Source organism: Phenylobacterium sp. (assembly GCF_036821595.1).
Classification (GTDB): Bacteria; Pseudomonadota; Alphaproteobacteria; order Caulobacterales; family Caulobacteraceae; genus Phenylobacterium.
Genome location: NZ_DAISJG010000014.1, coordinates 25,585 through 39,489, shown reverse-complemented (window position 1 = coordinate 39,489; position 13,905 = coordinate 25,585). Strand labels below are relative to the sequence as shown.

Here is a 13,905-nt window from a genome sequence, read left to right as displayed (position 1 = left end):
TGGAAGACGAAGTCCCAGCGGAGGTGCGAGAAGCAGACGAGGGTCTGACGACCTCGGGAACGCGGCCCGAAAGGAGTAGACAATGGCGCAGCGCCTTCGGCGCTCGGGAACCACTGAGTGTTCAAGGGCGCATTCCTTTTTGAAAAATCGACACACGAAGCCCGCTGGAACAACTCCCTCCATGCAGAAAGGTTCCGCGCCGAATGCAGATCCGGCGGGCGCAAATGCTGTAATCAAAAGATAAGGCGACGCTAAGACGAATAGAGTTTCGTCTGCGTCGGGCAGTCGACTTAAACAGTCGTGTTTTCGATCTCTACGGCGCGGCGCCCACGGACGCCAGCGCCGTAGGCGGGATTTCGCTCCCAGCGCAACGCGTCGACCACGATCTGCTCTAGCGACGAGCATACCGGCGTCCAGTTGAGCAGCGCCCGGGCGCGCGCGGGATCGGCCACCAGGCTCGGCGGGTCCCCCGCCCGGCGCGCGCCGATGCTGTGCGGCACGGGCCGGCCGGCGGCGCGGCCCACGGCCTCCACCACCTCGAACACCGAGGCGCCCTGCCCGGTCCCGACGTTCACCGCCTCGAAGGCGCCGGCCGGCAGGTCGGCCCGCAGCGCCGCCACATGCGCCGTGGCGAGGTCGCAGACGTGGATGTAGTCCCGCAGGCAGGTCCCGTCGGGGGTGTCGAAGTCGTCGCCGAACACGGTGAGCGGCTTGCCGTCTCCGAGCGCCGCGGCGATGGCCAGCGGGATCAGGTGGGTCTCCGGCTCGTGGGCCTCGCCGATCAGGCCGGAGGGGTCCGCCCCCGCGGCGTTGAAATACCGCAGGGCCACCGCCGTCAGACCGTAGGCGCGGCACTGCGCCTCGATCATCCACTCGCAGGCGAGCTTGGTGTCGCCATAGGGGCTGGCCGGAGCCTTCGGCGCGTCCTCCGGGATGGACTCCAGCGGCCCGCGCCCGCCCTGGCCGTAGACCGCGGCCGAGGACGAGAAGACCAGCCGGTTCACGCCCCGCTCGCGCATGGTGGAGAGCAAGGTCGTGGTGCCCGCCACATTGTGCTCCCAGAACAGGTCCGGCTTCACCACCGAGCGGCCGACCTCGATCAGGCCGGCGAAGTGGATGACCGCCTTCACGCCGTGCGCGTCGATCGCCTCGGCGAGGGCGCCCGCGTCGCGGATGTCGCCGTGGACGAAGGCGCCCCAGCCCACCGCCTCGCGGAAGCCCGAGCTCAGGCTGTCGTAGACGACAGGAAAGTAACCCTGCTCGTGCAGGGCCTTTGCGGTGTGTGCGCCGATGTAGCCGGCCCCGCCCGTGACCAGCACGGCGGGTTTCGATCCCCGATCCATGAGGTCCATAATCCACCGCCCCGGGAACCGTTCCAGCATCAAAAGCAAGGCGGTGGAACGATCTGCTGAAACCACGGCTTTAGGTCTCGGGATGTGACGGGAAAGCCAGGGTGTATGCCTGAACTCGAGTTGTGGGGCGGTCACGAATGCACCGTGAACCGTGTCGGCGGGGCCTTCCATGACCAGACGATCCGCTCCGGCCATCATGACCGGCCGGAGGACCTGGAGCGTTTCGCGGCGCTCGGCCTGAAGGCCCTGCGCTATCCGGTTCTGTGGGAGCGCGTGGCGCCGCAGCGGCCCGACCGTCTTGACTGGAGCTGGACCGACGCCCGCCTGCCGCGCATTCGCGACCTCGGCATGCGCCCGATCGCGGGCCTGCTCCACCACGGCAGCGGCCCGCGCTACACCAGCCTGGTGGACCAGGGCTTCGCGCCGGCCTTCGCAGCCTACGCCGGCGCCGCCGCCGAGCGCTACCCGTGGATCGAGGACTGGACGCCGGTCAACGAGCCGCTGACCACCGCCCGCTTCTCCGCCCTCTACGGCCACTGGTACCCGCACCTGGCCGACGAGCACATGTTCTGGGTCGCGCTGTTCAACCAGATCGACGCCACGCGGCTGGCCATGCGCGAGATCCGCCGGGTCAATTCCGCCGCCCGACTGATCCAGACCGAGGATCTCGGCCGCACCTATTCCACCCGCGCGGTGAAGCACCAGGCGGACTTCGACAACGCCCGCCGCTGGATGACCTGGGACCTGCTGGCCGGCCGGGTGACGCCGGGCCACCTCCTGTGGGACCGGCTGGAGAGCTTCGGCTTCGGCGACCGGCTGCGGGCCATCGCCGACGATCCCTGTCCGCCGGACGTGATCGGCGTGAACCACTACCTGACCTCGGACCGGTTTCTCGACCACCGGCTGGACGACTATCCGCCCGAACGCCACGGCGGGAACCAGTACATGGCCTTCGCAGACGTGGAGGCGATCCGCGTCGCCCTGCCCGCCCCTGGCGGCCTGGAAAGCGTGCTGGACGAGGCCTGGGCGCGCTACGGCCTGCCGCTGGCCGTCACCGAGGCGCACAACGGCTGCACGCGCGAGGAGCAGGTGCGCTGGCTGCGCGAGGCCTGGGAGGCGGCCCGGCGCCTGCGCGGCCGCGGCGTCGACGTGCGCGCCGTCACCGCCTGGGCCCTGCTCGGGACCTATGACTGGAACAGCCTGCTCACCCGCCACATCGGCCACTACGAGGTGGGCGCCTTCGACGTGCGCGCGGAGCCGCCGCGCCCCACCGGCCTCGCCGCCGAGCTGAAGCGGCTGGGGTCGGGCCAGGGCGAGCCGCACCCCGCCACCCTCGGCCCCGGCTGGTGGCGACGGGACATCCGCATGGAGTTCCGCCCGGTGTTCCGCACCGTGGACTCCCCCGAGCCCCGGCCCGAGTGGCGGACCGGCCAGGCCCCTGCGCGGCCGTTGCTGATCGCCGGGGCCACCGGCACCCTCGGCAAGGCGCTCGCCCGGGCCTGCGAATGGCGCGGCGTCGACTACCGGCTCACCAGCCGCCGGGAGCTGTCGCTCGAGGAGCCGGACTCCATCGCCCGCGTCCTCGACGCGTGCGAGCCCTGGGGCGTGATCAACGCCGCCGGCTGGGTCCGCGTGGACGACGCCGAGGCCGAGGCCGCCGCCTGCCTGGCCGCCAACGCCGAGGGCGCGATCCGGCTGGCCCGCGCCTGCCGCGACCGCGGCCTGCCCTTCGTCGGCTTCTCCAGCGACCTGGTGTTCGACGGCCGGTCCGACCGGCCCTATGTGGAAAGCGACACGCCCTCGCCGCTGAACGTCTACGGGGTCAGCAAGGCGCGCGCGGAATGCGAAATCCTGGACCTCGGGGGGCGGCCGCTGATGATCCGCACCGCCGCCTTCTTCTCCCCCTTCGACCCCTACAACTTCGCCGCCCACGTGCTGCGCACCCTGGCCGCCGACCAGGAACTCCATGCCGCCGACGACCTGGTGGTGTCCCCGACCTATGTGCCGGACCTAGTGGACGCCACCCTGGACCTGCTGATCGACGGCGAGACCGGCATCCGCCACCTGGCCAACAACGGCGAGGTGTCCTGGGCGGAGTTCGCCCGCCGCGTGGCGGTGGCGATGAACCTCGACGAGGCGCGGGTGCTCGGGCGACCGGGCGGGAGCTTCGGCTGGCCGGCGCCGCGGCCGGCCTACGCCGCGCTCGGCACCGAGCGCGGTGTCGTGATGCCGGGCCTGGACAACGCCATCGGGCGCTACGCCGCCATCGTCACCGAGGCGGAGTTCGCGGCGGAGGCCGAGGCGCTCGTCGACGGCGCCCCGCCCGACCTCTTCATGCGCGCGGGCCGCGGCCAGCCGCGCGAGGACGCCTAGCTAGCCCAGGGGCTTCTGGTAGGTGGGCGCGTCGTCCTCCACCTCGAACAGCTCCTCCTCGTTCTCGGAGAGCAGTTCGTCCAGGGCGTCGATCACCGCGTCGAGCTGTTCCGGGGAGGCGGCGAACTCGTGCTTCCCTCCGGAGTCGTCCTCCAGGGTCAGCAGGAAATCCTCGTCGCGCACGTCGATGGCGAAGCGGGTGAGCTGTTTCATGGGTGTCCCTCCGTTCGGGAGTTAAACCCCCAGGCTCCGCCGAGGTTCAGCCCAGGGCGCGGACCGCCTCCATCACCCGGCGCGCCTTGTCCCGGGTCTCGGCGACGGACTGGCCGGCCCGGTAGAGCTCGCCGCCCAGGCCGAAGGCCCGCGCGCCCGCCGCCCACCACTCGGCCATGCTGTCGGGCCCGACGCCGCCCACCGCCCAGACCACCGCCTCCGGCGGCAGGACGGCGCGGATCTGCTTCACGTGCGCCGGGCCGTAGGTCACCGCCGGGAACAGCTTCAGGTGTCGAGCCCCGGCGTCGATCGCCGTGAACGCCTCGCTGGCCGTGGCGAAGCCCGGCGCCGGGTCCAGGCCCAGCTCCAGCGACCGGCGGATCACCGAGGGCTGGGTGTTCGGTGAGACGATGATCCGTCCGCCGACCTCCGCCACCGCCTCCACCCGCTCGGGCGTCAGCACCGTGCCCGCCCCCACCACCATGCGTTCGCCGAACTCCGCGGCCAGGCGGCGGATGCTCTCGATGGGCTCGGGAGAGTTGAGCGGGACCTCGACGCCGAGCACGCCGGCCTCCAGCAGGGCGGCGGCATGGTCCGCCGCCTCGTCCGGCTTCACGCCGCGGACGATCGCCACCACCGGACATTGCGCCAGCGCTTCGTCGAGGGTCATCGGGCCGCTCCCAGCCGGTAGAGGGCGAAGAGGCCGGCCACGGCGGCCGCCTCCCCGTCGAAGGTCTCATGCGCCACGCCCCGCCCCGCGAGCGCCCGGGCGTAGAGGCGGCACAGCATCTCGTCGCCAAGCAGGACCACCGGCTCGTCGGGCGAGACCCCGAGCAGCCGCGGCGTGGCGGCGACCTCGGCCCCGATCAGCAGCCCCGAGAGGTAGCTCGGCGTGCTCTCCGCCGGCGCCCCTCCGCCCACCACCCGCGACCGGGCGGTGAACAGGCGTGCGGCGAGCGCGTCGCCCTCCCCCGCCGCCGCCAGCCCGGCGTCGAAGGCGGAGGTGTCGTCCGCCGCGGCGTCGCTCTTCAGCACACTGTGCTTGCCCAGCACGGCGAACAGTTCGCCGGTCATCGCCGTGACGAAGCGGACCAGCCGGCCGTCCTCCACGAGCATCCACTTGGCGTGGGTGCCGGGGTGGCAGATCACCCGGCGGCCCGAACGACGGTCGGGGTGCTCGGCCAGCCAGCCCATCAGCTGAGTCTCCTCGCCGCGCATCACGTCCGGCGCGCCGGCGATGCCTTCGCTGCGCACGCCGGGGACGATCCGGGCCCAGGCGGCGTGCGCCGCCACCGGCGCCAGGCAGGCCGCCAGCTCGTCCAGGCCCACGGGACAGTCGGCGTACGGCGCGACCGTCCAGCCGAGGTTCGAGCCGACCATGCCGCAGAGGATCGCCGGCAGCCCCTGAGCGCCGAACGCCGGCTGCACCTCGCTCTCGAACCGCCTCGCCGCCTCGCCGGGCTCCAGCCGGGAGACGCCCAGGTCGAACTCCCTGTGCGCCACCACCCGTCCCTCCGCGTCGAGGGTCCAGGCGCGGAGGTTGGTGGTCCCCCAGTCGCAGGCGAGCAGCGCGGCCTTGCCCATCAGTGGCTTTCCCGGGTGACCTCGCTGGAGGACTTGCCCACCAGGAAGTCGAGGTCGGCCCCGCGATCGGCCTGCATCACCGTGTCGATGTAGAGCCGGTACCAGCCGCGCTGGAATTCCGACGGCTTGCGCGCCGCCTGCCAGGCCTCGCGCCGGCGCCGCAGCTCCGCCTCGTCGACCAGCAGCTCGAGCGTGCGGTTCGGACCGTCGAACGCGATCTCGTCGCCGTTCTGCACCAGCGCCAGTGGCCCGCCGGCCTCGGCTTCCGGCGAGACGTGCAGGATCACCGTGCCATAGGCCGTGCCGCTCATCCGTGCGTCGGAGATCCGCACCATGTCGCGCACGCCCTTCTGCAGCAGCTTCGGCGGCAGGGCCATGTTGCCCACCTCCGGCATGCCGGGATAGCCCCGCGGCCCGCAGCCCTTCAGCACCAGGATCGAGGTCTCGTCGACCTCCAGGTCCGGGTCGTCGATGCGGGCGTGGTAGTCCTCGATGTCCTCGAACACCACCGCCCGGCCGCGATGGGTCAGCAGTTCCGGCGAGGCGGCGCTGGGCTTCAGGATCGCCCCGTCGGGACACAGATTGCCGCGCAGCACCCACACGCCCGAGGACGGCCCGATCGGCGCCTCGCGCGTGCCGATCACCTCGCGGTTCCAGACCTCGGCGGCGTCGGCGATCTCGCCCTGGCGGAGGCCGGAGACGGTGAGCGCCTCGCGCCGCAGCACCGGGCCCAGCTCGTTCATCACCGCCGGGCAGCCGCCGGCGTAGCAGAAGTCCTCCATCAGGTAGCGGCCCGACGGCATCAGGTTGACCAGCAGCGGGACCTCCCGGCCGATCCGGTCGAAGTCCTCCAGGGTCAGGTCCACGCCGACCCGGCCGGCCAGGGCCAGCAGGTGGACCACCGCGTTGGTGGAGCCGCCGATCGCAGCGTGCATGAGGATGGCGTTCTCGAACGCCTCGCGCGTCAGGATGTCCGACGGCTTCACGTCGTCCTTCACCAGCTGGACGATGCGGTTGCCGGTCAGGTGGGCGAGCGTCTTGCGCCGGCTGTCCACCCCCGGCAGGGCGGCGTTGTTCGGCAGGCTCATGCCCAGGGCCTCGATGAGGCTGGCCATGGTCGAAGCCGTCCCCATGGTGTTGCACACCCCATGGCTGCGGCTCATCCCGGCCTCGGCCGAGAGGAAGTCCTTCAAGCTCATCTCCCCGGCCCGCACGGCCTCGGAGAAGCGCCAGACGTCAGTGCCCGAGCCGATGTCCTTGCCCTGCCACTTGCCGTTCAGCATCGGGCCGGAGGAGACCACCATGGCCGGCAGGTCGACGCTCGCCGCGCCCATGAGCTGACCCGGCGTGGTCTTGTCGCAGCCGCCCAGCAGCACCACTCCGTCGATCGGGTTGGCCCGGATCGACTCCTCCACCTCCATGGCCAGCAGGTTGCGGAACAGCATGGCCGTCGGCCGCATCTGGGTCTCGGGCAGGCTCATGGCCGGAAACTCGATCGGCACGCCGCCCGCCTCCCAGACGCCGCGCTTCACGTACTCGGCCAGGTCGCGCAGGTGGAACTGGCACGTCACCAGCTCCGACCAGGTGTTGCAGATGCCGATGACCGGACGGCCGTCGAAGACGTGGTCCGGCAGGCCAGTGCCCTTGATCCAGCTCCGGTGGATGAAGCCGTCGCGGTCGAGCTTGCCGTAGCTCTTCTGGCTGCGCAGCGGTTTGTCGGCCATGCGCCTGGACCCTCGATTTCCCCGGAGATGCCCTACCTTAACCCTCGAGCGGCGGGGTCGGTTCAGGGGGTTCGCTGGACGCCGGGTCGCGCGGGCTACGGCAGGCTGAAGGCGGCCGCGCCGTCGCAGACCTGCCCCGGCATGACGTCCTCGTACAGCTGCAGGCGCTTCATCTTGCTGATGCCGCGATCAAGGTAGTAGCCCACCAGATAGGCCCCCTCGCCGTTGAACGGCACGCGGAACCTCCAGGTCAGGTTGAGGGCGGCCTTCGGCTCATGCCAGCCCAGAGCGATGATGATCCCCTGCTGGCCGGGGAACGGCGCTTCGCCCCAGATCGTCACCGGCTGGCCGTTCAGCGTCAGCTCGTCGAAGTGCGCGTCTGGTTTGGCGGGCCGGTGCCCGAGCACCAGTGACACATGGATGAGCTTCAGGTCCTCGTCGCGCGCCAAAAGGTCGTCCACTGAGCGTCCCCCGTCCGGGTGGGCAGCTAAGCTTGGGCCAGCGCGGGGCGCAAGTCCCGGTGACGCCGCTATCCGGGCCGCCCCCTAGCCGGCGAACTCCGGCAGCGGCATGCCCTTCACGCCGGGCTCGAAGGCGAACAGGCCGCCGGCCAGGGGCTGCTCGGCCCGCTGCTGGTGGAAGAGCTCGTCCCAGGCGCTGGTCACGTAGAGGGTGGCGAGATCCGGCCCGCCGAAGGCGCAGCTGGTCGGCTGTTCCACGGGGACGCGCACGATCCGGTCGACGCGGCCGTCGGGAGCGTAGCGGACGATCCGCCAGGCGCCCCACTGGGCGTTCCACAGGTAGCCCTCGGCGTCGATGGCCGAACCGTCGGGCGAGCCCGCCTCGCCCCGGGTGTGGGCGAACTCGCGCACCTGGCCGAGCTGGTCCACATCGTGGGCGAAGATGGTCTTCAGCTTGGAGTCGGCCATGTAAAGCGTCCTGCCGTCCGCGCTGACCGAGATGGTGTTGGGGATGTGGATGCCGGTGAGCACCCGGACGGTCTTCATGTCCGGGCCGGTGCGGAAGACGGCGCCTGGGCGCTTTCCGCCGTCGTCGTCCATGGTGCTCCACCAGAACCGGCCCTGCGGGTCGATCTTGCCGTCGTTGGTGCGGAAGCCGTCGCCCAGGTCGTAGGGCTGCACGATCCCCAGGGTCCCGGTCGCCGGATCGCAGACCCCCAGCCCCTTCTCGGTGGCCACGAGCAGCCCGCCCTTGGCCCTCGGGGCTGCGGCGCTAGCGCGCACCGGCAGCTCGAACGCCCCACGCGCATCGGTGGAGGGTTCGTACCAGGACAACCTCCGGCCCTTGATGTCGAACCAGTAGAGCCGGCCCTCCCGCGCCGCCCAGATGGGGCCTTCTCCAAGTTGATCAGAGGCTTGCACCACGCAACGCACGTCCAAGGCGGTCTCCTCCGCTTAAGCTGCCCGCGAATCGTGTGAAGGTTCCGCGAACACTGGTTTTCGCGGCCTGCGACATCCTGACAGCCGCGTTTTGGTTCCGTTCAGAGTCTCGGGTCTACTATCTTTAGCGACAGAATCGGGAGGGGTCCCTCAGATGTCGTTGTCCAGTTATTCCGACGTTTTCTCTATCAGTCACGAGCGCGGCTACGAGGAAGAGATCCAGGCGGGCGACATCGTCCGGACCGGTCCCAACCTCTTCCCGCACTTCGAGGTCGTCGCCGTCCATGGCGATAAGGCCTGGGTGCGCAACGTCGTGAACGGCGCCGACCACCTGGCGCTTCTCTCGCGCTGCCGCAAGATCAACGGCCAGTCGCTCGCGGAAGCCGCCGAATAGGCCTTCCCTCCGCCGGACGGCCGGCGGAAAATGCGTGAACCCTGTGCGCGCCCCGGAGTTTTACCGGCTTCGGGGCGCCGTCATTTAGCGCGGCAGTTCGGAGGAACGCGCCATCTCCGCCTTCATGTTCGCCACCGGGATCGAGAACAGCATCCCGAAGATCAAGAATGGCCGCGTGCGCGTGGACCAGATGGAATCCTGCGGGCACTACCGTCACTGGCGCAAGGACTTCGATCTCGTCGAGGAGCTGGGCCTGCGGTTCCTGCGCTACGGCCCGCCGCTGCACACCAGCCTGCTGGGGCCCGACAAGTACGACTGGGAGTTCGCCGACGTCACCTTCGCCGAGCTGAAGCGTCGCGACATCGTGCCGATCGTCGACCTCTGCCACTTCGGCGTGCCCGACTGGATCGGCGACTTCCAGAACCCCGACTTCCCCGAGGTGTTCGCCCGCTACTCGTCGGCCTTCGCCCGGCGCTTCCCCTGGGTGCAGCTCTACACCCCGGTCAACGAGATGTTCATCTGCGCCCAGTTCTCCGGCAAGTACGGCTGGTGGAACGAGCAGGGCACGACGGACCTGACCTTCGTCACCGCGCTCAAGCACATCGTGAGGGCCAATGTGCGGGCCATGCAGGAGATCCTGAAGGTCCGGCCCGACGCCATCTTCATCCAGAGCGAGTCCTCGGAGTACTTCCACGCGGAAAACCCGGCGGCCATCAAGCCGGCCGAGATCGAAAACTCCCGGCGCTTCCTGTCGCTCGACCTGAACTACGGCCACCGGGTCGACTCGGAGATGTACGAGTACCTGATGGACAACGGCATGACGCGGGAGGAGTACCACTTCTTCCTCGGCAACGCCCTGCACCACCACTGCATCCTGGGCAACGACTACTACTGGACCAACGAGCACAGGGTGTCGGCCGACGGCTCCACCCGGGCCTCGGGCGAGATCTTCGGCTACAACGAGATCACCCGGCAGTACTACAACCGCTACCGCCTGCCCGTGATGCACACGGAGACCAACATCGCCGAGGGCCCGAACGGCGACGAGGCGGTGAACTGGCTGTGGAAGGAATGGGCCAACGTCCTGCGCGTGCGCAACGACGGCGTGCCGACCGTGGGCTTCACCTGGTACTCGCTCACCGACCAGGTCGACTGGGACACCGGTCTGCGCGAGGACAACGGCCGGGTCCACCCGGTGGGCCTCTACGACATGAACCGCGAGATTCGCCCCGTGGGCCGCTCCTACAAGCAGCTGATCGCCGACTGGGGCGAGGTGCTGCCCACCCAGAGCGTCTGCCTGTCTGTGCCCATCGTCATGCCCTCGGAATACGAGGAGCCCGCCGCCGAGCGCCACCGCCAGGAGGCCCGCCACCTACGCGCCGTGGAGCTGACCGTCGGGGAAAGCGGCTAGGTCGTGGCCGCGGGCCTCCGGATCGGCGGCGCGCCCGTCGTCACCCTGCGGGCGCGGGACCTGCCCGCCGGCGAGCCCGCCTTCACCGAGGCCCAGATCCTGCCCGGTCGCGGCATGATGCTGCTGCAGGCGAAGCTCCGGCTGCCCGACGGGCGCGAGGTCGACGCCCTCTTTGCGCCTGAGCCGGATGAAGCCGCCCGGGAGCTTTCCGGCGGCCCGGACGACTTCGCCGGCAACCGCGCCTTCGCCTTCGGCGGCTGCCTGCTCGCCCCCTTCGCCAACCGGATCCGGGGCCGCGCGGTGGAGGGCTGCCGCGAGATCGAGACGGACGTCGACGGGCGGACCGTGCGCCTGCCGCGAAACTGGGGCGGTAGGGCCCCGGGCGCCGAGCAGTACGCCATGCACGGCCTGATCCTCGACGCCGGCGTCCCCTTCGAGGCCTCCGCCGACGCCGTGAGCGGCCACCTGGACGCCGGCGACTTCGGCGGCCGCTGGCCGGGGAAGCTGCAGCTCGACGTCACCTGGACGCTGCGCGGCGGCGCCCTCCTCCTCTCCGTCCGGGCCCGCAACAGCGGCTCGGAACCCCTGCCCCTGGGCCTGGGCTGGCACCCGTACTTCCGCGTGCCAAGCGGCGACCGCGCCCAGGCCCGCCTGCGCCTGCCCGCGGCCCTGCACTGCGAAGTCAACGACTACGACGAGGTCCTGCCCACCGGGCGGCTGCTGCCGGTGGCGGGCACGCCCTACGACTTCAACAGGGGCCCCGCGCTGGACGAACTCTACCTCGACGACTGCTTCACCGACCTCGTCCGGGCGGACGGCGAGGTGGTGGTGGAGGTGCTGGATTCGGCCGCCGGGATCGGCCTGCGCGTCGCCTCCCCCACCCCCGACGTGAAGGCCGTGCAGGTCTACGCGCCGCCGGACAAGCCGTTCGTCGTGGTGGAGCCGCAGTTCAACCTCGCCGAGCCCTTCGCCGACATCTGGCCGCCGGGCGTGGACACCGGCATGGCCCGCCTCGCGCCGGGCGCCGCCGTCGGCTACGAGGTGCGGCTGGAGGCCTTCGCCTTAGGAACCTGAGGAAGGTCGAGGGGTTACCGGGAGCCGACGACGAGGGCTCCATGGAACGTGCGCAACGACCGGCCCCCCCGCGGGACACGGCCGAGATCATCGACTTCGACGAGGCCCTGCTCGACGCCTGCCCGGCGGAGCTGCGGGCCGATCTCCTGACCGAGGCCTCGATGCTCGCCGACGCCTTTGCGCCGGAGGGCCGGGCGGAGCAGCTGGAAGCGATGGCGACTGCCCTCTCCTCGGGAGAGCGCGACGCCGAGATGGGGCGGATGCGGGCCCGCCGGCTGGCGGCGGCCCTGCGCTGCCTGGCGCGGAGCTGACCTACTCGGCCGCCGCGGCGCCCTCGCGCTGCTTCTTGCGGCGACCGGGCTTGTCCAGGAGCTTGCGCAGCTTCGCCGCCAGCAGCGCCGTCTCGTAGGGCTTGTCGAGCAGCGGGAACTCGGCGTTCTCGATCACCGCGCCCTCGCCCACGAAGCCGGACGTCAGGAGCACGCGCAGGTCCGGCCGGATCTCCCGCGACGTCCGCGCCAGGCTCACTCCGCTGACCCCGCCCGGCATCACCACGTCGGTGAACAGGAGGTCGATCTTGGCGTCGGAGTGGATCACCTCCAGCGCCTCGGCGGCGTTGGTGGCCGTGGTCACGTCGTAGCCCAGGCCGGTCAGCATATCGAGGGTGAGCGCCAGCACCGTGGGGTCGTCCTCGACGAGCAGGATCTTCTCGTCCCCGCCCTCGATGGTCCTGGCGCGCTCGGCAGGTTTGACGACCTCGGCCGGCGTCGAGGACGCGGGCAGCAGCAGGCAGAAGGTGGTGCCCTGGCCGGGCGTGCTCTCCAGCCGGACCTCGCCCTCCGACTGCTGCACGAAGCCGTAGACCTGGGAGAGGCCCAGGCCGGAGCCCTTGCCCACCTCCTTGGTGGTGAAGAACGGCTCGAACACCCGGTTGCGGACCTCCTGGGACATGCCGACGCCCGTGTCGGTGACGTCGACGGCGATGCGCTCGCCCTCGCGCCGGGTGGCGATCTCCAGCACCCCGCCCTCCGGCATGGCGTCCCGGGCGTTGACCGCCAGGTTGAGCAGCGCCGTCTCGAGCTGGGTCGGGTCCACGTGGGCGCAGAGCATCTCCTCGGCGAACTTCAGGTCCACCGTCACCGCCTCTCCCACCGCCTGGCGCAGCAGGGGCGCGAAGTCCTGGATCAGGGCGTTCACGTCGATGGTCACCGGCGTCAGGTGCTGGCGGCGCGAGAAGGCGAGGAGCTGGCGCGTCAGGTCGCGGCCGCGCTCGGCGGCCTGGCGGATGGCCTCGATGCGGCGCGTGCGGCGGGCCTCGTCCTCGGCCTTCCGGGCCATGATGTCGACGTTGCCGAGCACCACGGTGAGCAGGTTGTTGAAGTCGTGCGCCACGCCGCCGGTGAGCTGGCCTACCGCTTCCATCTTGCGGGCCTGGGCGAGCTGCTCCTCCAGGCTGTGGCGGTCGGTGGCGTCGAGCATGACGCCGAAGATCTCGCGGGGCTCGCCGTCGACGCTGGGGGCGATCACGCCCTGGTCCTGCAGCACCTTGTACTGGCCGTCGGCGCACAGCCAGCGGAACTCCACCGAGTAGCGGCCGGTCTTCACCGCCCGGCCGATGCCTTCCACGACCCGGTCCAGGTCGTCGGGGTGGATGCGGCTGGAGCCGAACTCGGCCTCGTCGACGAAGCGGGAAGCCGGGAAGCCGGTGATGTCCCGGATCGACTCCGACACGAACTGCGGGGCGAAGGGCGGCTCGACGCTGCGCGAGGTGAAGACGATCGGCAGGGACTGCAGGATCGCCTCCTGCCGGGCCTCGGTGCGCCTGAGCGCCTTCTCGGTCTGGGCCTTCTCCGCCTTCACCCGGGCATGCTCGTCGAGCAGCCACTGCTGGTAGGCGGACTGGCGCTTCACCTCCTCGGTCTTCAGGTACAGGTCCGTGAGGACCGTCACCTTCGACTTCAGGATGAAGGGGTCCACCGGCTTGAAGACCACGTCCACTGCGCCGGCCGAATAGGCCTGGAAGACGTGCGCCTCGTCCCGGAAGATCGCCGTCAGGAAGACGATCGGCGTGTCCTTCGTGCGCTTGCGCGAGCGGATCAGCTCGGCGGTCTCGTACCCGTCCATGCCGGGCATGTGCAGGTCGAGCAGGATCAGCGCGAACTCTTCGGTCAGCAGGCGCCGGAGCGCCTCCTCGCCGGACCGGGCGACCACCAGCTCATGGCCCAGTTCTTCGAGCGCCTGGACGGCGGCGAACGCGTTGCGCTCGTCATCGTCGACGATCAGGATCCGGGCCGTGAGCGGCGTCTCCAGGTCGGGCGGCGCCGGAGGCTCCGCCCGCCAGGCTCCCATCACGGTGCTGGCGGGTGAGACTCGGGTCACG

At 70.7% G+C, this 13,905-nt stretch carries 13 protein-coding genes; 5 read left to right on the top strand and 8 right to left on the bottom strand.

Annotation, left to right across the window (positions count from 1 at the left end; genetic code table 11):
- Positions 1 to 290: 290 nt before the first annotated feature.
- Entirely contained in the window at positions 291 to 1,343 is a 1,053-nt protein-coding gene (gene galE / locus V7Z97_RS09365; RefSeq protein ID WP_334162998.1) for a UDP-glucose 4-epimerase GalE, read from the bottom strand.
- Positions 1,344 to 1,457: 114 nt separating this feature from the next.
- Here galE and V7Z97_RS09360 point away from each other — a divergent pair, with 114 nt between their 5' ends.
- Positions 1,458 to 3,725: a family 1 glycosylhydrolase gene (locus V7Z97_RS09360; RefSeq protein WP_334162997.1), complete on the top strand. Its 2,268-nt coding sequence runs from the start codon at positions 1,458 to 1,460 to the stop codon at positions 3,723 to 3,725.
- Here V7Z97_RS09360 and V7Z97_RS09355 read toward each other — a convergent pair whose 3' ends face one another.
- From V7Z97_RS09355 to V7Z97_RS09330, 6 genes are all read right to left on the bottom strand, one after another.
- Positions 3,726 to 3,938 (bottom strand): hypothetical protein, encoded by a 213-nt coding sequence (locus V7Z97_RS09355; RefSeq protein ID WP_334162995.1) that lies wholly within the window; start codon positions 3,936 to 3,938, stop codon positions 3,726 to 3,728.
- A 46-nt stretch (positions 3,939 to 3,984) separates the two neighbouring features.
- Positions 3,985 to 4,608 carry a 2-dehydro-3-deoxy-6-phosphogalactonate aldolase gene (locus tag V7Z97_RS09350; RefSeq protein WP_334162993.1) on the bottom strand — a complete coding sequence of 208 codons (624 nt, stop codon included), beginning with the start codon at positions 4,606 to 4,608 and terminating at the stop codon, positions 3,985 to 3,987.
- Positions 4,605 to 5,522, bottom strand: coding sequence for a 2-dehydro-3-deoxygalactonokinase (locus V7Z97_RS09345; protein WP_334162992.1), 918 nt, complete (start codon positions 5,520 to 5,522; stop codon positions 4,605 to 4,607). Before V7Z97_RS09345 ends, V7Z97_RS09350 begins: the two co-directional genes overlap by 4 nt.
- Complete coding sequence (locus V7Z97_RS09340) at positions 5,522 to 7,246, bottom strand: IlvD/Edd family dehydratase (RefSeq protein ID WP_334162991.1); 1,725 nt, start codon at positions 7,244 to 7,246, stop codon at positions 5,522 to 5,524. Before V7Z97_RS09340 ends, V7Z97_RS09345 begins: the two co-directional genes overlap by 1 nt.
- Positions 7,247 to 7,341: 95 nt before the next feature.
- Positions 7,342 to 7,707: a hypothetical protein gene (locus V7Z97_RS09335; protein ID WP_334162988.1), complete on the bottom strand. Its 366-nt coding sequence runs from the start codon at positions 7,705 to 7,707 to the stop codon at positions 7,342 to 7,344.
- An 84-nt stretch (positions 7,708 to 7,791) separates the two neighbouring features.
- On the bottom strand, positions 7,792 to 8,640 hold the full coding sequence (locus tag V7Z97_RS09330) for an SMP-30/gluconolactonase/LRE family protein (protein WP_334163060.1): 849 nt from the start codon (positions 8,638 to 8,640) through the stop codon (positions 7,792 to 7,794).
- Between the two features lie 160 nt (positions 8,641 to 8,800).
- Here V7Z97_RS09330 and V7Z97_RS09325 point away from each other — a divergent pair, with 160 nt between their 5' ends.
- The 4 genes from V7Z97_RS09325 to V7Z97_RS09310 all read left to right on the top strand — a co-directional run bounded on the left by V7Z97_RS09325 (position 8,801) and on the right by V7Z97_RS09310 (position 11,836).
- Entirely contained in the window at positions 8,801 to 9,040 is a 240-nt protein-coding gene (locus V7Z97_RS09325) for a hypothetical protein (protein ID WP_334162987.1), read from the top strand.
- Positions 9,041 to 9,164: 124 nt separating this feature from the next.
- Positions 9,165 to 10,451 carry a family 1 glycosylhydrolase gene (locus V7Z97_RS09320; RefSeq protein WP_334162986.1) on the top strand — a complete coding sequence of 429 codons (1,287 nt, stop codon included), beginning with the start codon at positions 9,165 to 9,167 and terminating at the stop codon, positions 10,449 to 10,451.
- 3 nt (positions 10,452 to 10,454) lie between these two features.
- Entirely contained in the window at positions 10,455 to 11,525 is a 1,071-nt protein-coding gene (locus V7Z97_RS09315; RefSeq protein ID WP_334162985.1) for an aldose 1-epimerase, read from the top strand.
- Between the two features lie 41 nt (positions 11,526 to 11,566).
- Entirely contained in the window at positions 11,567 to 11,836 is a 270-nt protein-coding gene (locus V7Z97_RS09310; protein WP_334162983.1) for a hypothetical protein, read from the top strand.
- 1 nt (position 11,837) lies between these two features.
- Here V7Z97_RS09310 and V7Z97_RS09305 read toward each other — a convergent pair whose 3' ends face one another.
- Positions 11,838 to 13,904 carry a response regulator gene (locus V7Z97_RS09305; protein WP_334162982.1) on the bottom strand — a complete coding sequence of 689 codons (2,067 nt, stop codon included), beginning with the start codon at positions 13,902 to 13,904 and terminating at the stop codon, positions 11,838 to 11,840.
- Between the last annotated feature and the right edge of the window lies 1 nt (position 13,905).